The sequence below is a fragment of the Dickeya sp. NCPPB 3274 genome, assembly GCF_000406205.1.
In the GTDB taxonomy this organism is placed as follows: Bacteria; Pseudomonadota; Gammaproteobacteria; order Enterobacterales; family Enterobacteriaceae; genus Dickeya; species Dickeya fangzhongdai.
In genome coordinates this window covers 948501-973844 of sequence record NZ_CM001979.1, presented here as the reverse complement: position 1 = coordinate 973844, position 25344 = coordinate 948501, and the positions used below count along the sequence as shown (strand labels likewise).

At 57.8% G+C, this 25344-nt stretch carries 19 protein-coding genes; 9 read left to right on the top strand and 10 right to left on the bottom strand.

Annotated features, from left to right (window positions below; all coding sequences use genetic code 11):
* Both DXX3274_RS05115 and DXX3274_RS05110 read right to left on the bottom strand, forming a co-directional pair.
* A partial coding sequence (locus tag DXX3274_RS05115; protein ID WP_193747058.1) for an Ig-like domain-containing protein occupies nt 1-1989 on the bottom strand: 1989 nt, incomplete at its 3' end.
* Nucleotides 1990-2272: 283 nt separating this feature from the next.
* Entirely contained in the window at nt 2273-2668 is a 396-nt protein-coding gene (locus tag DXX3274_RS05110; RefSeq protein ID WP_042858928.1) for a helix-turn-helix domain-containing protein, read from the bottom strand.
* Between the two features lie 677 nt (nt 2669-3345).
* Here DXX3274_RS05110 and DXX3274_RS05105 point away from each other — a divergent pair.
* Nucleotides 3346-4593, top strand: a complete 1248-nt coding sequence (locus DXX3274_RS05105; RefSeq protein WP_042858927.1) for a conjugal transfer protein TraF — start codon at nt 3346-3348, stop codon at nt 4591-4593.
* Nucleotides 4594-4654: 61 nt separating this feature from the next.
* Here DXX3274_RS05105 and DXX3274_RS05100 read toward each other — a convergent pair whose 3' ends face one another.
* The 4 genes from DXX3274_RS05100 to DXX3274_RS05085 all read right to left on the bottom strand — a co-directional run bounded on the left by DXX3274_RS05100 (nt 4655) and on the right by DXX3274_RS05085 (nt 10854).
* A complete protein-coding gene (locus tag DXX3274_RS05100) occupies nt 4655-7720 on the bottom strand; it encodes an efflux RND transporter permease subunit (protein ID WP_042858926.1) in 3066 nt (1021 codons plus the stop codon).
* Nucleotides 7720-8862 (bottom strand): efflux RND transporter periplasmic adaptor subunit, encoded by a 1143-nt coding sequence (locus DXX3274_RS05095; protein ID WP_084478701.1) that lies wholly within the window; start codon nt 8860-8862, stop codon nt 7720-7722. Before DXX3274_RS05095 ends, DXX3274_RS05100 begins: the two co-directional genes overlap by 1 nt.
* 130 nt (nt 8863-8992) lie before the next feature.
* Nucleotides 8993-10162: a cell wall metabolism sensor histidine kinase WalK gene (locus DXX3274_RS05090; RefSeq protein ID WP_042858925.1), complete on the bottom strand. Its 1170-nt coding sequence runs from the start codon at nt 10160-10162 to the stop codon at nt 8993-8995.
* A 2-nt stretch (nt 10163-10164) separates the two neighbouring features.
* A complete protein-coding gene (locus DXX3274_RS05085) occupies nt 10165-10854 on the bottom strand; it encodes a response regulator (protein WP_042858923.1) in 690 nt (229 codons plus the stop codon).
* 139 nt (nt 10855-10993) lie between these two features.
* On the opposite strand from DXX3274_RS05085, the gene DXX3274_RS05080 reads away from it, so the two are divergent.
* Entirely contained in the window at nt 10994-11779 is a 786-nt protein-coding gene (locus DXX3274_RS05080; protein ID WP_042858922.1) for a MipA/OmpV family protein, read from the top strand.
* Nucleotides 11780-12342: 563 nt separating this feature from the next.
* The gene (locus DXX3274_RS05075) at nt 12343-13452 is read left to right on the top strand and encodes an SDR family oxidoreductase (RefSeq protein WP_042858920.1); all 1110 of its coding nucleotides are present in this window, start codon (nt 12343-12345) and stop codon (nt 13450-13452) included.
* 427 nt (nt 13453-13879) lie between these two features.
* Here the strand turns inward: DXX3274_RS05075 and DXX3274_RS05070 are convergent, their stop codons facing one another.
* Nucleotides 13880-14704 (bottom strand): hypothetical protein, encoded by an 825-nt coding sequence (locus DXX3274_RS05070; protein ID WP_042858919.1) that lies wholly within the window; start codon nt 14702-14704, stop codon nt 13880-13882.
* Nucleotides 14705-14983: 279 nt separating this feature from the next.
* Between DXX3274_RS05070 and DXX3274_RS05065 the strand changes: the two genes are divergently transcribed.
* Nucleotides 14984-15712, top strand: coding sequence for a sulfite exporter TauE/SafE family protein (locus tag DXX3274_RS05065; RefSeq protein ID WP_042858917.1), 729 nt, complete (start codon nt 14984-14986; stop codon nt 15710-15712).
* On the opposite strand, the gene DXX3274_RS05060 is transcribed toward DXX3274_RS05065, so the two are convergent.
* A complete protein-coding gene (locus tag DXX3274_RS05060) occupies nt 15709-16173 on the bottom strand; it encodes an NUDIX domain-containing protein (protein WP_038661725.1) in 465 nt (154 codons plus the stop codon). The two genes, DXX3274_RS05065 and DXX3274_RS05060, sit on opposite strands and share 4 nt — an antisense overlap.
* A gap of 99 nt (nt 16174-16272) precedes the next feature.
* Nucleotides 16273-17166: a LysR substrate-binding domain-containing protein gene (locus DXX3274_RS05055; protein WP_042858916.1), complete on the bottom strand. Its 894-nt coding sequence runs from the start codon at nt 17164-17166 to the stop codon at nt 16273-16275.
* Between the two features lie 166 nt (nt 17167-17332).
* On the opposite strand from DXX3274_RS05055, the gene DXX3274_RS05050 reads away from it, so the two are divergent.
* Nucleotides 17333-19594: a molybdopterin-dependent oxidoreductase gene (locus tag DXX3274_RS05050; protein ID WP_042858914.1), complete on the top strand. Its 2262-nt coding sequence runs from the start codon at nt 17333-17335 to the stop codon at nt 19592-19594.
* A gap of 98 nt (nt 19595-19692) precedes the next feature.
* Here the strand turns inward: DXX3274_RS05050 and DXX3274_RS05045 are convergent, their stop codons facing one another.
* The gene (locus DXX3274_RS05045; protein WP_042858912.1) at nt 19693-20226 is read right to left on the bottom strand and encodes a TIGR00645 family protein; all 534 of its coding nucleotides are present in this window, start codon (nt 20224-20226) and stop codon (nt 19693-19695) included.
* Between the two features lie 321 nt (nt 20227-20547).
* Between DXX3274_RS05045 and DXX3274_RS05040 the strand changes: the two genes are divergently transcribed.
* From DXX3274_RS05040 to queF, 4 genes are all read left to right on the top strand, one after another.
* Nucleotides 20548-22278, top strand: a complete 1731-nt coding sequence (locus DXX3274_RS05040; RefSeq protein ID WP_071603911.1) for a polysaccharide lyase family protein — start codon at nt 20548-20550, stop codon at nt 22276-22278.
* Nucleotides 22279-23009: 731 nt separating this feature from the next.
* On the top strand, nt 23010-23624 hold the full coding sequence (locus DXX3274_RS05035) for a helix-turn-helix transcriptional regulator (protein ID WP_042858911.1): 615 nt from the start codon (nt 23010-23012) through the stop codon (nt 23622-23624).
* Nucleotides 23625-24494 (top strand): queuosine precursor transporter, encoded by an 870-nt coding sequence (locus DXX3274_RS05030; RefSeq protein WP_042858909.1) that lies wholly within the window; start codon nt 23625-23627, stop codon nt 24492-24494.
* A 5-nt stretch (nt 24495-24499) separates the two neighbouring features.
* Nucleotides 24500-25342, top strand: a complete 843-nt coding sequence (gene queF, locus DXX3274_RS05025) for an NADPH-dependent 7-cyano-7-deazaguanine reductase QueF (RefSeq protein WP_042858908.1) — start codon at nt 24500-24502, stop codon at nt 25340-25342.
* Nucleotides 25343-25344 lie beyond the last annotated feature (2 nt).

The following is a 25344-nucleotide window of genomic DNA, read 5'->3' as shown; positions in this document are numbered from 1 at the left end:
GCCGTCCACATCGCTGTCGTTCGCCAGCACATTCACCGTCACCGGGGTGTCTTCGGCGGTGGTCGCCGTGTCGTTCACCGCCACCGGCGCATCGTTGACCGGCGTGATGGTCACCGTCACCGTACCCGTCGCGCTGGCTCCCAGTCCGTCACTGATCTTATAGGTAATGGTATCGGTGCCGTTATAGTTGGCCGCCGGGGTGTAGGTCAGCGTGCCGTTGGCGTTGATCACCACCGTGCCGTGGCCGGCGCTGGCCGACGTCACGGTCAGGGTATTACCGTCCGCATCGGTATCGTTCGCCAGCACGTTTACCGTCACCGACGTATCCTCCGGCGTGGTGGCGGTGTCCGGATTGGCGACCGGCGGCGTATTAATGTGGATAGTGACGGTGGTGGTTTCCGTGGTGCCATTACTGGTAACGGTATAAGTAAACGAGTCGTTGCCCAGATAACCGCTATTGGGGGTGTAGACCGCGTTGCCGGTGCTATCAATCACCACCGTACCGTGTGATGGCGTGCTGTAAGACGTCACCCTGGCGTTGATGTTTTCAAAGGTATCGTTCGCCATCACATTGAAACTGACCGGCGAGCTAACGTTGGTGATGACGGAATCACTGACAATATCCGCCACCGGCGCAATGCCGATTGGCAGTGAGGTGGTAATCGGTATCGCCAGCAAGGTGTCGGTTAACCCGATAGTGATGGTCACCGGGCCGTTATAGTCCGCATCCGGGGTATAAATCAGGCCATTCAGCGCGGCATTGATATCAACAATGCTACCCTGCATGGTGATGTTGCTGTCGTTGATGCCGTCGCCCTGACTAAACGACAGATTGGCGGTCTGGGATAGCGTCAGCGACCCTATCGGCACCGACAACGATATTTTGGCGATGCTGCCGTCAAGGTCGCCAATACTGATCTTGGTGCCCAGAATATCGGCGAAAACTATCGGCGTATCTTCATTGAACAGGTTGACGAGCACCGGCAACGACAATGTCGGCAAGCTATTGACCGTTACGGCTACCGTACCCGGCAGCAGCGCCGACAGCCCTTTGCTGTCAGCAATGGTATAAGTGATGGTATCAACGCCGAAATAACCAGCATTGGGTTGATAAGTCAGCGTATTGTCAGCGTTGACCGTAACCTTGCCGAATAGCGCGTTGGCCCCGGTTACCTTGATGGCATCGCCTTCCAGATCGATATCGTTCGCGGTCACATTAATGATGGTCGAACTATTTTGGCTCACCAGCGCCACATCGGCCACGGCGGTAGGCGCGGTGTTTATTCCCAGCAACAGGTTGGCATGCCAGCCTGTCGGATTGATGGATTCGGTTTCGATACTGCCGACATGGCTTTCCAGCACCCAGTCGCCGTCGATACCGGTAATATCGGATGACGCCGCCACGTCCGAATCCAGCGACGACGACAGCGCGCTCAATAACTGTTGCCCGGCGTCATCCCCGACATTACAGCCATAAATTAAGACATCGGCAGAACTGTTTAGGGATAAATTTATTTGCTCCAATATAGTTTGGTAGCTATTGATATTTTCCGCCGAGATTAAGGCATTGCCTAATTCAATTTGTCCACTATCACCGTGGGAAATAATATGAATCGCATCGACATTTTTATAATTAGAAAGAATATCAGCAATCTGATTCAGCCCATCCTGATTACTATCCAGAATATAAACCGAAGCATCGGCCGGTAATTGTGAGACCAGCGCGTCTTTATTTGGCAACGCGCCGTCAATAAAGAAAACCTCAACGCGGGCGGGCGGCGTCTCGATCTGGCTAATTGCCTGAATTAAATCGGTATTGGTATGATCCTGCGCTGCCGAATCGGCACTACCGTCATGGCTGGCATGGCTAGCACCGTCTGGCTGGTCATTAGCGACCTGATCCACCGTGGCGACAGCGGCGGCATCAAACATCAAACGGCGCTCAAGCACCATGCGGGTCGCGTTATACAGAGTTCGTGGCTGGGCCATAAGCATCACCGATATTAACAGGTTTGAAAAACAGGCAGCCGCCCCTGCGTCAACCGGCAGGATATCCATGGCAAGAATCTGTTATTAATTTAAATAATCAAACCTGGTGTAAAAATCGATAACGCTAAAATAGAAAAAATGCGAAAGCATTAACTTAAAATTAAACACAGCTTTCTGGTTTTATCAACAATAAAACCGGTAGAAATCATTAGGCTGTGATTATTCACTAGCGCGTGAAAAGCGCTAACCGAAGGCGGAAATCCAGCGTGATTCCCGCCGCGTTTCAGGCAGACGTTTTTCGCGCTCGCGTCGTCCCCGACTCGCGCCAGTGATCAGCGATGCGCGGCATGCTGTCTTCAATCCAGTCAACCAGCACCCGCACCTTCTCCGCGGCTTCTTTCCCCAGCGGGGTCAGGCTATATTCCACGTGCGGCGGCACCACGTCATAAGCCACCCGGTTGATCAGGCCGTCGCCTTCCAGACATTGTAAGGTCTGGGCCAGCATACGTTCGCTGACGCCATTGATCAGGCGGCGCAGTTCGCTGAAGCGGAGCGTTTTCGATTCCAGCACAATCAGAATCAGGATGCCCCAACGGCTGGTGATGTGCTGTAACACTTCACGTGACGGGCAAGCTGCCACCAGCAAATCACCGCGCTGAAATTTTTCGATTGTCTGCATACCTTGCCTTTTGCCCCCAACTTATCGCCATTTACCGCACCATGCCTACTCATTTCAGGGTAAGGAGGCCACCTAAAATAAGCAATCGCTTTCGCACGCCAGTTGCCTGCGTCATAGCCGGCATCCAAAACCGTATCAGCATAAAAAAATCTGATGGAATAACGGTTGACTGAATAATACCGGGCACCAACGTAGAACGGATATTGAAGGAGCGAATATTGAAAGAATCGAGGCCGCCGCAGAATGAATATTTTCTAATTATCTGATAAGGGCTATGGTTTAAAAATAGACACAGCACCACCAATAATTCAAGAAATTCATTCCTCCAAATAAGTCTATTTAAACCCCTTTATTCACTCAATCAATAAATGCAATAAATTCAATCAACTAGGAAATTATTATGCCTGACCATGCCTGAAACCGGGTAAAGGGCTATCGCCGCCAGAAATGAAAATGCTAGGCTGTGTCACTATTGTCGCAAGACACGCCGAAACGCAGTCTTAGTTTGACGCGAGATATTCATTCCTTTCAACCAAGGTATGTTTTTGCTCAGCCTGCATAAGGGTGTCCTCGGGTTTTATTTATTTTAGTTACCGCGTTTATTTTTATAAAAACTACGAGCACACAGCAAAAAGGAATTTTTTCCTCAATACCTTCGTTGATAAAGGAATGCTCGTATGCATAAAAAATCACTTGTCCGCGCCATGACGGTAGCGGGTCTGTTTTCTCCTGCCGTGACGCTTGCCGCCGGAACCTGGTCTGATGCCAGGAACGACGCCATGGGCGGAACCGGGGTCGCTTCATCGCACTACGGCTCCGCCGCGCTGGCCAACCCGGCGCTGCTGACCAAAGCGCAGGCCAGCGACAACGTTAGCCTGATCCTGCCTTCGGTAGGCGTTGTGGTGTCCGACCCCGACAAAGTGGAAGATAAGTTCGACCGCATCAAAAGCAGCTGGGATAGTATCAAAGACGTGCTGAATTCCAGCAGCGGCATCACCAACCCGCTGTTGCGACGGCTGGCGCTGCAACAGGGCATCTCTTCCTTCCAGTCGCTGAGAAGCGATTTGCACAGCATCAATGACGACCGCGCTTACGGCGACGCCGCCGCCGCTACCGTGGTGGCGGTTCCTAACGAAACGCTGCCTTTCGCCGTCGTCGTCAAAGGCTGGGGCGTGGCGAATGCCAAGGCCGTGGTGACCGACCGCGATCTGGCCTATCTGGATAGCGTGGCGGCGGGCACCACCATTCCCACCTCGGCCGACCTGAACAATTTCACCTCCCGAGCCGAAGGCGTAGGCGCGCTGGTGACCGAATACGGCGTCGCGATGGCAAAATCGTTCAGCATCGCCGGTCAGCCGGTTTCCGTGGGTATCACCCCCAAACTGCAACGGATCGATACCTATAACTATATTGCGTCGATCAATAACTACAGCACGTCTGACTTCCGCAATTCGGAATTCAAGAAATCCAGCTCCGGCGCCAACCTGGATCTCGGTTTCAGTACCGACCTGACATCGCGCTGGAGCGCCGGGCTGGTGGCGCAAAACCTGATTGGCCGCCGCATCGACACCAAAGAGGTGCAGGGTATACAGAGAACCTTCCACCTTCGACCGCAGGTCACCGCGGGCACCGCCTGGAACACGGAAACGCTGACGCTGGCCACCGACATCGACCTGACGCCCGCCAGCGGTTTTAATTCAGAGAAGAAAAACCAGTACGCCGGCGTCGGCGCCGAGTATCGCGTACTGTCCTGGGCGCAGTTGCGCGTCGGTTACCGCGCCAATATGCGCGACAGCGACAAGAATCTGGTCACCGCCGGTCTTGGCCTGTCGCCGTTTGGCGTACATCTTGACCTGACCGGCATGGTCGGCACCGAAAGCAAGCACACCTACGGCGCCGCCGCCAAACTGAGCTTTACCTTCTGATCCCGCTCCCCGGCATCGTGAATGCCGGGGCACAGTTCGGTGACTCATCCCCTCACCCGCTTTATCCCTGCGTTTTGCCGCGTGTTTCCCATTGCATCACCAGACTGATCGCCGCCGGCAGCACCGTCAGCGTCAGCAGCGTGGCAACGATCAACCCGCCGATGATGGCGTAGGCCATCGGTCCCCAGAAGACCTGGGTGGCGATCGGGATCATCCCCAGAATCGCCGCCAGCGCGGTCAACAGAATCGGCCGGGAACGGTGACGAGCCGCATGGATAATCGCCTCGTTGATAGGCATGCCCGCCGCCGTGTTGGTGTCCACTTCGCTGATTAGGATCACCGCGTTACGGATGATCATTCCCGCCAGCGCGATCACCCCCAGCAAGGCGACGAAGCCCATCGGCGTACCGGTCGGCAACATCGCCGCCACCACGCCAATCAGCCCGAACGGCGCCATCAGCAACGCCAACATCATGCGCGAGAAGCGCTGCAACTGCACCATCAGCAAAATCAGCATCACCAGCAGCGTCACCGGCAACACCTGATACACCGAGTTGTTGCCCTTGTTGGACTCCGCCACCGAACCGCCTTCCTCAATGTGATAACCGGCCGGCAACGCCGCCTGATAGGCCGCCACCTGCGGCGCCAGCGCTGTCGATAAGGCCTGGGCGCGCACGCCCGGCGCCAGGTCGGTCTGCACGGTGATAAACGGCAGACGCTGCCGACGCCAGATGATCGGCTCATCCACACCGTACCCGACGGACGCTATCTGCCCCAGCGGCACCTGCTGGCCGTTAGCGGCGCGCAGTTGCAGGCTGGCGACGGTATCCAGATCCTGACGCTCCTCATCGCGGGCGCGCACCACCACCCCCACCATCCGGTTGCGATCGCGCACACTGGTCACGACCGAGCCGGAGAAAATAGTCGCCAGCGCACTGGCCACATCCTGCGAGCTGATGCCCACCGCCCGCGCCTCGGTCTGGTTGACGTCGATGCGGATGGCGCGCTCCGGCTCACCGGCGGTCAGGTTAACTTCGCGCGTATCGGGGTTATTGCCGATCAACGTCGCCAGTCCGGCGGCGTACTCGCGCACCTTGTCGATATCCGGCCCGGTTACCCGGTACTTCAGCGGCCAGCCGACCGGCGGCCCCAGTTCCAGCGGCGACACGCGGGTCACCAGGTGGCTGAAATCCTGCTGCAGACGTTTTTCCAGCCGGGCGCGCAGCGCATCGCGTTCTTTTAATCCTTTCGCCACCACCACCAGTTGCGCGATGTTTTCATTCTGCAACAGCACATCCATCGGCAAATAGAAACGCACCGCGCCGGACCCGACATAGGTGGAGAAATGATCCAGATCCGGATCGTTTTTCAGCGACTGCTCCAGCCGCGCCACTTCCCGCTCAGTGGCCTCCTGCGAGGCATTGCGCGGCAGCGTCAGGCTGACCAGCAGTTCCGGCCGGTCCGACGCCGGAAAAAACTCGCCCTCCAGCCGACCGGCGGCCACGACCGCCAGCGCCAGCAACGCCACCGATAACAACAGCGTGCGGCCGCGATAGCGCAACGCCGCCGTCAGCAGGCGGGCATACGCCCGTGACAGGCGACCGGCGTTATGATCATGGGCTTTCATCGCCTTCGGCAGCAGCCAAACGCCAATCAGCGGCGAGAACAGCACCGCCACCACCCAGGAACTGAGCAGCGAAATCAACACCACAATAAACAGCGAGTAGCAGTACTCGCCAGCGCTGGAAGCGGCAAACCCGACAGGAATAAAACCCGCTACCATCACCAACGTACCGGTCAGCATCGGAAACGCGGTGGTTTCGTAAGCGCGGGTGGCGGCCTGTTCGCGCGCCTCGCCCTTCTCCAGGCTGGACACCATCGCCTCTACCGTGATCATGGCGTCGTCCACCAGCAGCCCGAGCGCGATGATCAACGCGCCCAACGAAATACGCTGCAAGCCGATACCGGCTATCTCCATGCCGGTAAACGTCATCGCCAGCACAATCGGAATCGACGCGGCCACCACCAGACCGGCGCGGCTGCCCAGCGACACGAACGACACCGCCAGCACGATGACCACCGCTTCCAGCAGCACCTTGACGAAACCGTTCACCGAGGATTTCACCACCGATGACTGGTCCGCCACGTTGACGACCTCGATACCGTGCGGCAGCGCGGCGCTAATCGTCGCCATTTTGCTGCGCAACGCCTGACCAAAATCCAGCATGTTGCCGGTCGGCGCCATTGAGATCGCCAGCCCGATGGCGGGTTGACCGTTGACGCGAAACGTCGGCGCCGGGGGTTCCGCCGCCTGACGATGAACCGTGGCGATATCGGTCAGCGGGATAAAACGACTGCCGATGCGCAGCGTGACCTGACGCAGGCTCTCTTCGGAAACAAACGCGCCGCTGACGCGCAACGCCACCTTGTCATTATCGGTCCGAATGGTGCCGGTCGGGCTGACGGCATTCTGCGCTTGCAGCGCCGCCGTCACCTGTTGCAGGTCCAGCCCCATGCCGGCCAGTTGCCGCGGGGAGAACGCCACCACAATCTGCTCTTCCTGCACGCCCAGCACATCGATTTTGCCGACATCCGGCGTGGCGAGCAGTTCGGTGCGGATATCGTCCACCTTGTCGCGCAGCTCGCGCGGCGAGTAACCGTCGGCGGTAAAGCCATAAATGGTGCCGAAGGTATCGTCGAACTCGTCGTTGACCGCCGGTTCGCTCACCCCGTCAGGCAGGCTGGGGGTAATATCCTTCATTTTTTTGCGCAGGGTGTACCAAATGCCCTTTACCTCGGACGGCGGCGTACTGTCGCGCAGGTTGACGAAAATCACCGCTTCGCCGGGGCGGCTGTAACTCTCGATAAAATCAAGGTAAGGGATTTCCTGCAGTTTCTTTTCCAGCACATCGGTGACGAAACTGACGGTGTCCTGCACCGTGGCGCCCGGCCAACTAGCGGACACCACCGCGGTTTTGATGGTAAAGGCCGGGTCTTCGTTGCGCGGCAAACGTTCGTAACTCATGACGCCCGCCGCCACAATCACCAGCATAAAAAAGGCCACCAGTTGCTGATGGGCCAGCGCCCAGGCGGAGAGGTTCCACTTATGTTTGAATCCGGATGACATTACTTCGCCTCCGTCAGCGTGACTTTCTCGCCCGCCCGCAGCTTGCTGACGCCGGCGGTAACCACGTTGTCGCCGGCGGCCAGACCGTCGTCGACGACGATCTGCGAGTCGCTGTAATTACGCAGGACGATCGGTTGCAGCCGCAGCGTCTGCGTTTGCGGGTCGACCACAAACACCGCCGGGCGATCGCCCTGGCGGGTCAGCGCCGACGCAGGCAGTTCGATGGCATTGCCGCCCGGCAGCGTGACTTCGCCCTGTACGGTCGCGCCCAGCACCATCTCTTGCGGCGGAGTGACGAGCGAAACACGTACCCGCCAGGTGCGGGTTTCGCTATCGGCCAGCGGACTGACGTCACGCACATGCCCTTGCGTTTTGATAGCCGGGTTGGATAACAGCGACACCGTCACCAGCGGGTCCTTCAGGCCGCTGGTGATAAGACGCTCGGAGATATTGAACACCGCGTCGCGGCCGGCGAAGGTCGCCAGCCGCACCACTTCCTGACCGGCGTTCACCACCTGGCCGGGGTTGGCGCTGACCGCGGTGATCACCCCGGCGACCGGCGCAGACAAGCGGGTATAGCCCAGGCGATCCTGCGCGCTTTTGACGCTGGCCTGCGCGCTTTCACGCACGGAAACCGCCGAGGCCCAGTTCGACTGCGCCTCATCCAATTGTGAACGGGAAATGGCGCCGTTGGGCGCCAGCTGTTTCATGCGGTTAAGGTTCTGCTCCGCCAGCCGTTCCGAAGCCGCCGCGCGGGTCAGGTCCGCTTTGGCGCTCTGCAGCTGGTTTTCGCTGTCGCGGGCATCCAGCGTGGCGATCACATCGCCTTCCTTCACGATGGCGCCCACATCCACCGCGCGCGACACCACCCGCCCATCCAGACGGAAACCCAGCGCGGTCTCTTCGGTCGGGCGAATCTCCCCGATCTGCGACAACACCTCACCGGTGGCGGACGGCGCGACGGTGACGGTGCGAACCGGACGCGGCGGCGCGGGCGCCGGCTCGCTGTCGGCGTCGTTGCAGCCGGACAACAGGCTCGCGGCCAGCAACAAGGCTCCCAGCCCGCCGACGCGAAAAAGCACATTGCCTGCGCGACAGGCTACCTGATGAAGGGCGCAAAAAGTGGACTCTGTATTCGTCATGATGGCTTCCTGTTACCGATTGGTAACTATTACACCGCACACATTTCCAGATTATTTCTACGCTTCATCAAGAAACCATCAAGGACGCTGAAAAATCGGCTTTATCTCAACCGCCATGCCCTGAACGAGGTCATACCGCCGGCAGTTCGAGAAGAAAACACATGCCGCCTTCCGGGTGATTTTCCGCCGTCAGGCTGCCGCCGAGCGCTTCGCAAATCGCCAGAGCGATCGACAACCCCAGCCCGCTGCCGCCTGAATGGCGCGCCCGCGAAGTATCGGCGCGGGAAAAACGCTCGAAAATATACGGCAGAAATGCCTCGCTCACGCCGGGGCCGTAGTCACGAAAGCGGATCAACCAGCGATTATCGCGCCGCGCCACATCAATACGCTGCGCCTTGCCTTCCACCGCGTAGCGCAGCGCGTTATCCATCAGGATGGTGAATACCTGCCCCAGCCGGAGCGGATCCGCCAGGCAATACCCCTCTTCGTCGGCATGCAGCGTGATGGTAAAACCGGCCGCTTCGGCATTCGGCTTCAGCCAGGCGATACGGTCGCGCAGCAGCTCCACCGGGTTCAGCCGGGTCTTATCGATAGCTAACTGACCGGCGCTGACCATCGACAGCAAGTGCAGATCCTCAATCAGGCGGTTGAGGTTGAGCATCTGGTTCATCACCATCTGCAACTGCCGGTCGTCAGGGGAAAACACGCCGTCCAGCATGCCCTGCAACCGCCCCATCGCGGCGGTCAGCGGCGAACGCAGCTCGTGCGCCATCGCCACATGCGAAGCGTGCAGTTCGCGCTCATAGCGCTCCAGTTGAGCCGTCATGGCATTGAAATCGCGGGTAAGCAACGTCAGCTCCGCCGGCGCGCCCGGCACCATACGAGCGCGGGTGGTGAACTGCCCGCGCGCCACCGCGCGCGCCGACATCGCCAGTTGGCTAAACTGAACCGACAGCGGCCGGGCAGCCCACAGCCCCAACATCACAATCAGCGGAATGGCGACCAGCACCAGCACCCAAAGGATCAGCCAATCTTCAGAAGCAATCGACAGGTCGAAAGATTTAGGGCCGTACCAGGTATCCAGAATCTCGTAGTAACGGGCGCGGTTCAGATTGGGGTTGCTCTGCAATGTGGTGAACTCATGACGCACCGCTTCCGGCATGCTATGGACAACCCACAGATTCCAGATGGCAAACCGCAGCCACATGCAGGTGGCGATTAACACTATCGAGCCAATCGCCAGCGACAAAATGCGGATGCAAAGCCAACGCCACAGCGAAAGATGAGACCGGTTATTCATGGCTAACGGAACCTGTAACCAACCGCGCGCACCGTCAGCAACACCCCGCCAATGCCGACCGCCTCCAGCTTTTTGCGCAGATTATAAATATGGGTATCCACCACCCGTTCCAGCGCGTCGCTATCCGGCAGACACGCCTCCAGCAACTCCTGGCGGGAAAACGCGCGGGTCTGGGCGCGCAGCAGAGTCGCCAGCAGGCTGAACTCCGTCGGCGTCAAGTCCAGCGGCTGGCGATAGCCCTGCGCATCGCTCACGGAGGCGACCATCGCATCCTGATCCACCTCCAGCGCGCCGAAGGTCAACGAGCGTCCGGCCGTCATCGCGCCGCAGGTGCGCCGCAACACCGCCTGCACCCGCGCCACCACCTCGCCGGGATGATAGGGTTTGGTCACGTAATCGTCCGCGCCGTACCGTAGCGCGCCGATCTTATCGGTGTCGTCCCCCATCGCGGTGACCATAATCACCGGCACGTCGCTTTTGCGGCGCAGGGCGGCCAGCACTTCGGTGCCGTTCATTCCCGGCAACATCACATCCAGCAAGATCAGATCCGGCTTCAGGCGCAGAGCCATATCCAGCCCGTTCAGCCCATCTCCCGCCAGCAAAACCTGAAAATTGTCACGTTTCAGGTAGGCCTCCAGCACGCTGGCAGCATCCGTGTCATCTTCGATTATCAGAATGCGTTTCGGACTCATCGTGGTTCTCTTGATAATTTCTTCATGATTTGCTGACAGTACATTGACGCTGATGCGTATACTAACCAGTTCTCGTCCAGGGATGCACGAATACGCCTGTTGCAGGCAACACATTTACCCGTCTAAGGAGTCAGTCAGGATGATAGTGCGACATATTCCCTTTTATATAGCTACTTTTTTCTTCGCCGGCAGCAACATCAGTTGGGCCGACGATGCTGCACCCGGTCAGCAGGATGGCGTCACCCTCGGTCTCGCCGCCCACAATGCGCCGCGCTACAGCGGCTCGGATGAACGCCGTACGGATCTGCTGCCGGTGATTCAGGCTCGTCAGGGCGCCTTCTTTTTCGACACCGCCAAAGGTGCGGGTTATGACCTGCAGTTCGGCCAGTTCTATCTTGAGCACACGTTGGGCTACGCCCCCGGGCGTACCGACAAGAAATCCTCTTTTCAGGCTGGTTCCGACAAATTACGCGGCATGGGCAAAATTGATGGAGTGCTGAACACCGCCGTGGCGCTGGGCTGGCAATTTACCGACCAACTGTCGGTGGAAGCAAAGGCGACGCTACCGCTGACCGACAGCCAGGGCGTGCAATACCAGACATCGCTGACCAGCATCCTGTTCCAGGACAAATCGGACACGCTGGGCGCTCAGGGCACGTTGCTGTTCGGCGACGCCCGCTATAACAACCTGTTCTACGGCGTCAACCAGCAGCAGAGCCAGAACTCCGGCTATCGCGTCTATCAGGCCGGAAGCGGTCTGTACGGCCAGTCCGTCTCGCTGTTCTGGACCCATCAGTTTGATCCGCACTGGGCCGCCACGCTCAGCGGCAGCTATACCCGCCTGAACGATAAAGCCTCGAACAGCCCCATCGTGTTTCGCGCCAATCAGAGCGAAGGGACGTTTGCCGTTACCTATACCTTCTAATTTGCTTCTTAATGCTGTTGCCAGCCCATGCTCACTTCCAGAGAATGGGCTGGCGATATCCATAACACGGCAAATATTTATTCAGAGCAGCGAATTGGCGCTGATGGGCTGATGTAGTGAGGTGATGGTTACTCGGCAACAACCTTAATGCTGATATCGACAGTGCGCCGTATCGACTCCCGCAGGTTGGCCGCGACCGGTCATTCTGGTCATTTATCTTCACAAAGGGACTCCGCCGGATTTGATTCACCAGTCGGAAAGTTTTTCATTAATTTTTTATGACAACCCGCCATTAGCTTTCGCCGCGTACGGCTATGCAGCTAAACCCATCATTTAGCAAGTAACAACTGAATAACTAAATGAATCTCCGCACAGCAAAAAAACAATTTGAAATAATTATAAAAAATCATGAAAGCACAAAAGGCTAAACGGAACGACAACAAAAGAAGAAAAGCCGGCCGGAAAATTGAAAACTGAAAACCCACTGAAATAGAATACCGCCGCAGTGTCTGGGCACAATTCAGACAGCACCTCCCTATTTACATAAAAATGGTCTTAACATCATGAAAACAATACTCATCACCGGAGCAACAGGCTTCCTGGGCGGTGCTGTGATGGAAAAAGCGCTACAGGACAGGCAAATTGAAAATATGTTTATGTTGGTCAGAGCCGAAAATAAACAGGACGGACTTAAACGAATCCTAAATAACCTGCGAAAATTTGATATTTCGGAAAAATCATTATCCCGTCTGACGGAAGACAATATTATTGTCGGCGATTTGGCTGAACCTGAATCTTTTCTTCAGCATCCAGCGCTGGACAGCGTCACCCACGTCATCAACAGCGCGGCGATCGCCTCTTTTGGCAGCAATCCGCTGATCTGGAAAGTGAACGTGGAAGGCACGCTGGCCTTTGCCAAACGCATGAGCCAGGTTAAATCGCTGCAAAAATTCATCCAGATCGGCACCGCGATGTCCTGCGTGCCGGATCAGGACGAAGTGGTGGAAGAATCCGACCTGCTGGATACGGAAAAATCGCACATCGTCGAATACACCCTGTCCAAAGCCACTATCGAAAACCTGATGCGCGAGCACTGCCCGGCCATGCCGCTGCTGATTGTGCGCCCGTCGATCATCGTCGGCCATTCCCATCTGGGCTGTAAGCCGTCCAGCAGTATCTACTGGGTGTTCGAGATGGCGATGAAACTCCAGAGATTCATGTGCTCGCTGGATGACAAAATCGATGTTATCCCGGTGGATTTCTGCGCTGAAGCTATTCTGATGCTGCTGCACGCCGAGCAGGCGGTCGACGATATCTACCATATTTCCGCCGGCGAAGCCTCCAGCGTGAGTTTCAGCGAAGTGGATCTGGCGATGGCGCAGGCGTCGTCGCGCCCGCCGATGGGCGAGGCCTACCGTCAGGTGAGTTACCACGACCTGATCAAACTGCGCAGCAGCTTCAGCGAGCTGTACGGCCCCTGCAACGAACGCCTGATGCTGCGCGCCATGCGTCTGTACGGTTCGTTCGCGCAGTTGAACGTCAAGTTCAGCAACCGCAAGCTGTTGCAACTGGGCATGAAAACCCCGCCGCGCTTTACCGAATATGTGGGCAAGTGCGTCGAAACCACCCGTCAGTTCAGCGTGCCTGAACTGATGACGGTAGATTTCAAATAACATCGTTCACCGTTCTGCCCCGTTATCGCTACCGTAGATAGCATTACCGTAGATAGCGGGGCAAACAACCATGGTAAACAACCATGCCAAACACCCATGATATCGAACCCTATCCTGACGTTTTACTGCCCGTCGTTGGTTTTATTGTCGATTAATAAAGAAACGCCCTCCCGATGATAATGGGTGCAGCGCCGGTTCATCATAAATAAACACCATTAATATAAAAAAAGAACGGCGTAACGCGCGATATTAGCCCAATACCATTTCAACCATCGAATTTAAAATAGATAACACACTGCTTATAAAGCAGTTATTAAAAGAAATCATAAAACAGAAATAGCGTTTTAATAGTTTCTATTTTCGACGGCGAATAAAATAACGCCCCACATTCGCAGGGCGTCAGTCGATATTATCAGACTGCATTATTTCACGCGTCGCCGATAGGCTGGCGTGAGCCGGGACAAACCAGCTGCCTGCTCTTGATATGGTACATCTCCAGATTGGGCCGCAGGAAAAACGCCATTTCCCACGGGTTCTTATTGATGAACGCGTGGCGAACATCCTCAAACAACGGCGTTGCCGGGTCGATCAGGTAAGCATCGCCTTCAATCAGGGTGTAATTCCATTCGATGGAACGTTCAAAGGTGTAGTGCGAGCGCTCATCCATGGCGAAAAAGCAGTGCGGGTTACGTTTGAGCAGTTTGGATTTAAACGTTTCCGGGAAGGTAATCAGGAAAATATCGTCTTCCACCGAGGAGAGGAACGCCAGCACCGTGGTGTGCGGTTGCTCTTCCGCCATCGTCACCAATACGCCGACCTTATTGGTAAAGTCTTTGCGTTCGGTATCCGGCAGCGCGGTCATTGGGGTAAACGGCACCGGTCGTTCCGGCCGAAGATCGGTCGGGAACACATAGCCCGGCTCGCGGACATCCACCACCGGCGTAAAACCATGCAACAACTGGCACTCGCGCGGCGCCAGAATCACCCAGTCGTCATCTACGCTGACCACCCGCCCCTTGTATGAGGCGCGGTACACCGAAATATTGGCGTCAAACTCATCGACGCCGGTGCGATTGTCGAGATGCACCGTCGCCAGATCCCCCACCGCCAGCTCATGCCCCTTGGGGAAAAATACCCGCAGGCTGTTGTCGGCGCGTGGATAAACACCACAGATATGAATTACCACATTTCCTTGTTGGTAACAGGCCAGCACCCCCAGCACCTGTTTGCCAAGATACGTCGTCAGACTCATGTTGCAGCACCTTGTTTATTATTCTCGTTACCGGATACGTCAGGCTGTGTGTAAAACCGCCACTGGCGTCGGCCGGCCGGATTTCGCCCGTCCGCCGCGCCTGCCGTTTCCACCCTATGCGAGCGGAAGATTGACTGTCAAGGCGTTTGCGGCCGTTGTCTTCGCATCAGTAGATATGTGAATTTAACTCACACATTCGTGATTTTTTCGTCAGAGATATTCCCCCATCACACCGGTATGCTCGCTTCAGACAAACCAAACCACACAGCGAGGTCAGTAGTGAGCTACATCCTGATTATTCTTCTCGGCCTGTTCGCCGGTAGCGTCAGCGGCATCGTCGGCACCGGCGGCTCCATCATTCTGCTGCCCGCGCTGGCGTGGGCGTTCGGCCCGCAGGCGGCGGTGCCAGTCATGGCGATCGCCGCCACCATGAGCAACATTTCCAAAGTTATCCTGTGGCGTAACGCCATCAACCTGCGGGCGCTGGGCTGCTACTGTCTGCCCGGCATCCCGGCGTCGATAATCGGCGCCAGCCTGCTGTGGGCAATGCCGGTGCGCCTGTCCAGCCTATGTATCGGTCTGTTTTTCCTACTGCTGATCCCACTGCGCCATCTGGCCCGGCAGCGCGCCTTCAGCCTGAACGACAGCCAGCTGGCGGTGGCGGGCGGCGTGGTCGGTTTCCTCACCGGCGTGGTGTTCTCCACCGGTCCGTTGACGCTGCCGCTGTTTGCCGGTTACGGCCTGCTGAAAGGCGCGTTGCTGGCGACCGAATCAGCCGCGTCGCTGGTGATATATCTGACCAAAGCCTCCACCTTCGGCGTGGTCGGCGCGCTGCCGCTGTCGGTATTGTGGGCCGGGTTGATGGTCGGGCTGACGCAGGTGGCCGGGGTGTACATCGGCAAGCGCTTCGTACTGCGCCTGTCCGACACCCTGTTCAACCGGCTGGTGGACGGCATGATGTTGATCGCCGGTCTGTCGCTGCTGTGGGAAACGCTGCCTGCGCACTAACGCGACGACGATGGTAATAACGGCAATGACAGAAAATAATCAAGGTATTCGCGGTACTCATCGCCCAGCGGCGGCAATGCCTGAAGATCAAAGAAACGCACATCCCGCGATTCGGTTTTATCCACCACGATGTCGCCCTGCCAGCTATGGGAAACATACAGGGCGGTAATCACATAGATCTGATCCTGATTAGGCAACGTAAAAAAGTGATCGGGACCGGAGAACACCTTCAGAAAATCAAGCGCGTTCAGTTGCAGCCCGGTTTCTTCACGCACTTCCCGAATCGCCGCCTCTTCCAGCGACTCGCCCAATTCCAGCAGGCCGCCGGGCAATCCCCAGACGCCCTCCAGCCGATGCTGCAGCAGCACCTGTCGGCGCGCATTAAGCATAATCACGTTAGACCCGGCCAGCAGCAGCGGGCGATGCCCGATCAACTGACGCATTTCCTGCACATAATTCATAGTTACCGCCTCCTTAATTCAGTCATTTCGCCCCACGGTAACGCTGATGCATGACAGTTATGTGAGCCAGACGCCAGCGTGGTCAGGCATTAGTGCCAGTCAGACACCATCCGGGGTCGCCCCTTCTTCCAGCAGCCAGCGCTCAAAACGGTAATGCAGCCGGGTTTTCGCAAGCCCGGCCGGCGTCAGCAAATAGTAGGTGCGCTCGGCGATGCGCAGATCCGGCAAGGGCGCCGCCAGCCGACCTAGCGCCACATCGCGCGCCAGCAGCGGCAGCGGCCCCGGCCCGACGCCCAACCCGTCGATCAACGCGGCATACGTGACATAGAAGTGATCAAAACGCAGCCAGTTGAGCGTGCCGGGATCGACCACCCCGCCCAGATCGAACAACTGCGACCAGAAGCCAGGCCGGGTTTCGGTGTCGAGCAGCGTGTGGTTCGCTACCGCCGCCAACGTGGCGATCGGCTGGCGGGCCAGCAGCGATGGCGCGGCCAGCAAGGTGTAATGCTCCTGCATGAACGGCAGCGCACTGAAGCGATCGCTGTTGAACACGCCAAGACGAATCACCAGATCAAAGCCGCTGGTCATCGCCAGTTGCTGGGTGGTCGCGGTGTGAATCTGAATCAGCGTACCGGGATTGGCCTGATAAAACGCCGGCAGCCGCGGCGCCAGCCAGCGCATGGTGAAGGTGGCGGGCGCGCTGATGCGCAGCACCTGGGTAGCTTCGCCGCGCCCATAACGGCGGGCCGCTTCATCCATCACCGCCAGCACGTCGTTCATCTCTTTGGCGAACGCCTGCGCATGCAGCGTCGGCACCATGCACTGGCCGGCGCGCACAAACAGCGTCTGCCCCAACCAGCTTTCCAGAATACGGATCTGGCGGCTGATGGCGCCGTGGGTGACATTCAGTTCTTCGGCGGCGGCGGTATAACTGCCCGCCCGACAGGCGGCCAGAAAAGCCCGCAGCGCCGGCAGGGGCGGAAGTCGGTGCATGGCTCATCGTCTCCGTGGATCGCACACAACACAGACTGTATCACAGGGCGGCAACGCCGCTGTTGCCCGATATAACACATATCCGATTGGCATAAGGGCCGGCTGGTCCGCCCCGAAGCAGACTTGTATGATGCAAATAAATAACAAGCTATCTATTCAGGATGCTATGACAATCAGGCGCTATCCACACCTGGCCCACTGGGGCGCATTCACTGCGGTCGTCGAAGACGGCCGGCTTATCCGCTGCGAACCGTTTGCGGGCGATCCGGATCCGTCGCCGATGCTCGACTCCATCGTGCCGCTGGTTTATTCCGACAAGCGTATCCGCAAACCGGCGGTGCGCCGTTCCTGGCTGGAGAAACGCGAAAACAGCGACCGCACGCTGCGCGGCAAGGAACCGTTCGTCGAGGTGGACTGGGATCTGGCGCTGGAGTTGGTGGCGGAAGAAAACCGCCGCGTGCGCGACCGCTACGGCGCCGACGGCCTGTTCGCCGGCTCGTACGGCTGGTCGTCCGCCGGGCGTTTTCATCATGCCCGCTCGCAGGTGCGGCGTTTCTATTTCTCCGGCGGCGGCGCGGTGGATCAAGCCGGCAACTACAGCTGGGGGGCGGCGCAATTCTTCCTGCCGTATGTGATCGGCACCTTCCATCCGCTGACCGGCAAAGTCACCGAGTGGCGCAGCGTGGCGGATCACTGCGAGCTGTTCCTCGCCTTCGGCGGGCTGGCGCTGAAAAACGCGCAGATAGCTTCCGGCGGCGCCGGGCATCACACGCTGAAACCGGCGCTGGAAAAACTGGTGGCGCGCGGCATCCCGGTGATCAACATCAGCCCGATGCGCGATGACTGCCCGGCGTTCGTCGACGCCGAGTGGATCCCGATCCGCCCCAATACCGACGTGGCGCTGATGCTGGCGCTGGGCTACCAGATCCAGCAATTGGGCGCGGAGGACCGCGATTTTCTCGATCGCCACTGCGTCGGTTACCCGCAGTTGCACGACTACCTAAACGGCCGCACCGACGGCATCGCCAAGACGCCGCAATGGGCCAGCGCCATCACCGGCATCCCGGCCGCGCGCATCGAAAAGCTGGCTCAGCAACTGATCGGCGTGCGCAGCTTTATTACCTGTTCCTATTCGGTGCAACGCGCGCATCGCGGCGAGCAACCCTACTGGATGATGATCGCCCTTGCGTCGATGCTCGGCCAGGTGGGGCTGCCGGGCGGAGGTTTCTCCTTCGGCCACGGCTCGATGAACAGCGTCGGCAATGAACGCATGACGTCCCCTGCCCCCGCTTCGCCGTCGGTCCCCAATCCCGGTCAGTCGATACCGGTGGCGCGCATCGCCGACATGCTGCTGCACCCCGGCGAACCGTACACCTTCTGCGGCGAGAACCGCACCTATCCCGATATCCACCTGATTCACTGGGCGGGCGGCAACCCGTTCCACCACCACCAGCAGCTCAACCGGCTGGTGGAAGGCTGGCGGCGGCCGGATACCGTCATCGTGCAGGACATCGTCTGGACCGCAGCGGCGCAGATGGCGGATATCGTGCTGCCCGCCACCACATCGCTGGAAAGAAACGATGTGGGCGGCTCTTCGCGCGACCGGTTTGTGTTCGCCATGCATCAGGCGATCGCGCCGCAGCATCAGGCGCGTCACGACTACGACATCTTCAGCGAACTGGCCCAGCGCCTGGGTTACGGCGACGCCTTCACCCACGACGGCCGTACCGAGCGGCAGTGGCTGGAATCGATGTACCTCGCCTGCCGGGAGCGTCAGGGGGCGGCGGGCGAGCCGTGGCCCGATTTTGACCGTTTCTGGCAACAGGGATATGTCGACATTCCGATGGACGACCAGCCGTTCGTGTTTTTCGAAGAGTTCCGCCGCGACCCGGCGCGGTATCCGCTGAGCACGCCCAGCGGCAGGATAGAGCTATTCAGCAGCACCATCGCCGACTACCGCTACCCGGATTTCGCCCCCCATCCGCAGTGGCAACCGCCGGTGGAATGGCTGGGCGCGACGGAGACGCAGCGCTGGCCGCTGCACTTTATCTCCATCCAGCCGGCCGATCGGCTGCACAGCCAGCTCGGCTGCACGCCGCAGGTGGCCGCCAACAAAACCGCCGGTCACGAAACGCTGTACATGCATTCTCAAGACGCAACCGCGCGCGGCATCCGCCACGGCGACCGGGTGGAAGTACGCAACGAACGCGGGCGCATTTACGCCGGGGTGGACGTGACTGACGGCGTCACGCCGGGCGTGGTGATCATGGCGACCGGCGCCTGGTTTGATCCGGGCTTCGGGCAGGCGCAATGGCACCCGGTGGAACAATCCGGCAACGCCAACGTGCTGACCCGCGACATGGGCACCTCGCCGCTGACGCAGGGCCCCAACGCCATGAGCTGTCTGGTGGAAGTGCTCGCCCTCTGACGTCCGGCTCTGCGCCAGACCGGCGAAAAAAACGCCCCCGGCGGTCGGCCGGGGGCGTCGTTCACATCAGCAACGTAGGTTATCAATGCTTATGGTTATCAATGCTTATCATGAGCCTTGTCGGCGCTGTGATGGGTATGATGTTCGTGGCGGGACAGCCAGTCCAGATAGCCCATAACAAAGGCGGACAGCACGAAAGTCAGGTGGATGATCACATACCACATCAGTTTGTTGTCCGGCACGTTCTTGGCATCCATGAACACCCGCAGCAGGTGGATGGACGAAATCGCCACGATCGACGCCGCCACTTTATTTTTCAGCGAGCTGGCGTCCATTTTGCCCAGCCAGTTCAGCTTCTCCTTGTGCTCGGCGATATCCAGCGCCGACACAAAGTTTTCATAGCCGGAAAACATCACCATCACCAGCAACCCACCCACCAGCGTCATGTCTACCAGCGACAGCAGCGTCAGGATCAGATCGGCTTCCGCGATGGAAAAAATGTTCGGCAGAACATGCCAGATTTCTTCAAAGAACTTGATGGCCAGCGCCAGTAATCCCAGCGACAACCCCAGATAAACCGGAGCCAACAGCCACCGTGCAGCGTACATCGTATTTTCCAGAAAACGTTCCATAGCGCCCATCAGGTACAGGTTTGAGAGAAAGGCATAATAGCGAAAAACCGCACCGGGGTGTTATTCAATTGTTTATCGATATAGTGTGTTGATTTTAAAAAAAATTAACTAAATTTCACCGAATTATGCCACCAATAGCCCGAGCGCGGCCACGCCGCATCAGAAATCGACAAATATGATCCCGATCGCGCCGATCTTCGCGCCGCTGCCACCTTCGGCCCGGAGATGACCATCCGACAAAGGAGCGGCGTTTACCGCCGCGCTAGGCTGTGTCCAGCAGGACACCTCCATCAACACGACGATGACAACGGACGGCACAACATGAATAAACCTCTGCAGATATGGCGTACCCCGCTACTGGCGCTGGCACTCGTGCTGCCGCTGACGGCGACGGGCGCGGTGAAACTGACGCTCGACGGCATGAACAGCACGCTGGACAACGGGCTGTTGAAAGTCCGCTTTGGCGCGGACGGCAGCGCCAAAGAAGTGTGGAAAGGCGGCACCAACCTGATTTCCCGTCTCTCCGGCGCGGCGCGCGATCCGGATAAAAACCGCAGCTTTTACCTCGATTACTACTCCGGCGGCGTCAACGAATTCGTGCCGGAACGGCTGGAGGTCATCAAACAGACGCCGGATCAGGTGCATCTGGCCTACATCGACGACCAGAACGGCAAACTGCGGCTGGAATATCACCTGATCATGACCCGCGACGTCAGCGGTCTTTACAGTTATGTGGTGGCCGCCAACACCGGCTCTGCGCCGGTGACGGTCAGCGAGCTGCGCAACGTTTACCGTTTTGACGCCACCCGGCTGAACGAGCTGTTCAACAGCATCCAGCGCGGTACGCCGTTGCTGTACGACGAACTGGAGCAGTTGCCGAAGGTGCAGGATGAAACCTGGCGACTGCCGGACGGCAGCGTCTACTCTAAATACGACTTCGCCGGTTATCAGCGCGAAAGCCGCTACTGGGGCGTGATGGGCAACGGTTACGGCGCCTGGATGGTGCCCGCCAGCGGCGAGTATTACTCGGGTGACGCGCTGAAGCAGGAACTGCTGGTGCATCAGGACGCGATTATCCTGAACTATCTTACCGGCTCGCATTTCGGCACCCCGGATATGGTGACGCAGCCGGGTTTTGAAAAACTCTACGGTCCGTGGCTGCTGTACATCAATCAGGGTAGCGATCGGGAACTGGTGGCGGACGTCAGCCGCCGGGCCGAACATGAACGCGCCAGTTGGCCTTACCGCTGGCTGGACGATGCGCGCTATCCGCGCCAGCGCGCTACCGTCAGCGGTCGCCTGCGCACCGATGCGCCTCACGCCACGGTGGTGCTGAGCAGCAGCACTGAAAACTTCGACATTCAGACCACCGGTTACCTGTTCACCGCCCGTACCAATCGGGACGGCCGTTTCAGCCTGCGCAATGTGCCGCCGGGCGAATACCGGCTGTCGGCCTACGCCGATGGCGGCACGCAAATCGGCCTGCTGGCGCAACAGACGGTGAAGGTGGAAGGCAAGAAAACCCGGCTCGGTCAAATTGACGCCTCTCGTCCCGCGCCGCTGGCGTGGGCTATCGGTCAGGCCGACCGCCGGGCCGACGAATTCCGCTTCGGCGATCGCCCGCGCCTGTATCGCTGGCAAACCGAGGTGCCGGCCAACCTGACCTTCGAGATCGGCAAAAGTCGTGAACGCAAGGACTGGTACTACGCCCAGACCCAGCCCGGCAGCTGGCACGTTCTGTTCAACACCCGCACGCCCGAGCAGCCTTACACCCTGAATATCGCCATCGCCGCCGCCAGCAACAGCGGTATGACCACGCCGGCCAGTTCGCCGCAACTGGCGGTGAAACTCAATGGTCAGTTGCTGACTACGCTGAAGTACGACAACGACAAGGCCATCTACAGGGGCGCGATGCAAAGCGGTCGCTACCATGAAGCGCATATACCGCTGCCCGCGGGCGCGCTGCAGCAGGGCGGCAACCGCATCACGCTGGAGCTGCTGGGCGGCATGGTGATGTACGACGCGATTACGCTGACGGAAACGCCGCAATAATCTCCCAACGATAATAACGCCTCGTTCCGCGCCGGCATCAGGTCGGCGCGGACCTCCTCGTCGTTCTTTATGCCGATATACCGAATACCGATATTTATACCGAGAGCGGAGTGTCGAATCGGGTTGGCGGGTCATCAAGGGGGAAATAGCCAGCGCCATTGTCGGGCGGCAGTCGGATAAAGCCTGTTACAACCTACTCCAGCCAGCGATGTGACCGGACGTGTGATTGATTTGGCTGGAGGCAAACAGCCTCAGAAACGCCAACGCTGCGTCAAAGCGCAGCGTCGTCGGCGTGTGTCATCGATAATGACGCTCCCTTATTTTCTCACCTCTCTGCTAGCGTCCGTTCTGGGTTCCCTGGTGTCGGATAGATGGCAGTCTGCGTCAGCGACGTCAGAAACAACCAATTAGTTTGTTAACTATATTTTATGTTTATAGTAAATTGTCTGTATCACACAGATTAATTAATTTTTCTAAACGTTATAGCAATAAAAACAGTCAAGTCAACAGATTAATGGACATATTATGATCTTTAGTGTCTATTTTTAATGGCGCCATTACAACAACCACCAATTAATTGAATAAGTTCACACTACCCCGCCCGTTTTTTCCGTCGTAAATGCTCGCTACGCGCCGTGGTTGCCGATTTTTTTCTTGCCGGCGGGATAGGTGAACGTAAGGCTTTATCGTAAGATGAACCTGTCTGAGAACTGACCTGAGAAGGGATGACCATGAAAACAACGAATGCTCAGCGCAAAACTAATATCATTAAAAATATTGAATATCTGATGCGTACCAGAGGCGAAACCAAAGCCTCGTTTTCTAACCGTACCGGGGTAACGCGTACCACTATCTACAAAATTCTTGAAGGTAGGGTAAACAAGGTTCAGCAATCCACCATCAATCGCATTTCCGATTTCTTCGGCGTGTCCTGTGAGGAAATCGAAGATTACGATCTGGAAAAGGTCGAGCGCCTGAACAATACCGTTTCTTTTGAAGGCAACAAAAACCCGGCGGCGATTCCCATCATTCCGCAGTCGCAACTGTTGTTGGCACGGCAGCATAAGATTGGTCAGTTATCGGTTCAGTATCCGTTGACCTATTTCTTCGGAGAAGAAGCCAACATGGTGGCGGTACAGATCGAGTCGCCGATTGGCGACGCCTTCTCCCCCGGCGCGCTGCTCATCATCCGACGGCCGCCTGCGCTGGTGCCGAATACGCCGATACTCTGTCACTCTCCTGCCACGGGATTTTTTGTCGACATCCCGGATTCGCCGGACATGGCGGACAGAAAACGCCCCGAGGACACAGTCCTGCTGGGATATATCATAGAGGAAAGGATATAAATGGATGCAAACAGGAAATTCAAGCTGCTGGGGTTTAACCACAGCGGCGAATTATCAGCGAATATCATGGTGTTATCGACCGGCAAGATGATCCACATGGATCTCAAGGAACTGGTCGACAGTGAAATATCCGATGATCTGAGCCGGCACGAACTCAACGCCCTGTACAAAAAACTCTATTCCGGCAAAGACATCACCACCGCCTACGACATCAGCGACAGAAACGAACGATCCTGGCTGGCGTACCTCATCATTACCGCCGCGCTTTGCGTTATCTATATTTTTTCCACCGTCAGCGGCGTCAAACCGATATTTATTCCGGCCCTGAATCTGGTGGTGCCGCCTGCCGTTTTCGTCTATCCGCTGACCTTTATTCTGGTGGATATCCTGAATGAATTTTATGGGCTGCGGCTGGCGCGCCGCACCATCCTCATCGCATTTTTCTTCCATCTGGCGTTTGTACTCGGGCTGTGGGTCACCAGCCTGATCCCCGGCCTGCCGGAATGGGAATACAGCAAGACCTACAGCGGCATCGTGGAAAGCATGATGGCGGTGCTGGTGGCCTCATCGCTGGCCTACCTGATCTCCGAAAACATCAATGCCTGGGTGCTGCACAAAATCAAGATTCTGACCAAGTCCCGCTACCTGTTTATCCGCGTGATCACCAGTACGGTCACCGCCTCCGCCGTCGACAGTGTGATTTTCTGCACCATCGCGTTTTATAATGTGCTGAGTTTTGACGTGATCCGCACCATGATCCTGTCGCAATTTCTGATCAAAGTGGTCTATGCGGTGTTGGGCGTCGGCCCTATTTACGGTACCCGCAGGCTGTTCAGAAAATACATTCATGCCGTACCAGCAAGGAACTGAGCGATATGCATATTACAGAAAACGATAGCATTACCCATCTGGGGGTGCGCTCCAGCTACCCGGACAAATACGACCCGGCGCTACTGGAAGCGCTGCCGCGCGCTCGTGGGCGCGATCTGGTCGGTCTGACCGGGGCGGACCTGCCGTTTGACGGCTACGATCTGTGGACCGCCTTCGAGCTGTCGTGGCTCAATCACAAAGGAAAGCCGCTGGTGGGCATCGCCGAATTCATCATCCCGGCCAGTTCGGAAAACCTGATCGAGTCCAAATCGTTCAAGCTGTACCTTAACAGCTTCAACCAGACCCGCTTTCGCGATATCGGCGAAGTGCACGCCACCTTGATCAAGGATCTGTCCGCCGCCGCCAACGGCGACGTCAAGGTCACCCTGTACCCGGGCCTGACCGGTTATCCGGCGCAGATCGATACCCTGCCCGGCATCAACATCGACGAGCTGGACATCGAAGTGAACGATTACGGCTTCAACCCGGATTATCTGCAGCACGCGGTGCGCGACAACGCGCCTCTGGTTGCGGAAACCCTGTGCTCCAACCTGTTGAAATCCAACTGTCTGGTCACCTACCAGCCGGACTGGGGCAGCGTGGTGATCAAATACGAAGGCCGGCAAATCGACCGGGAAGCGCTGCTGCGTTACCTGATTTCATTCCGCCAGCACAACGAATTCCACGAACAGTGCGTCGAGCGTATCTTCAATGACCTCAAACGCTACTGCCGGCCGGAGAAACTGACCGTGTTCGCCCGCTATACCCGCCGCGGCGGCCTGGACATCAACCCGTTCCGCAGCGATTTCGAAACCGAAGCCGCTACCGGCCGTCTGGTGCGCCAGTAATG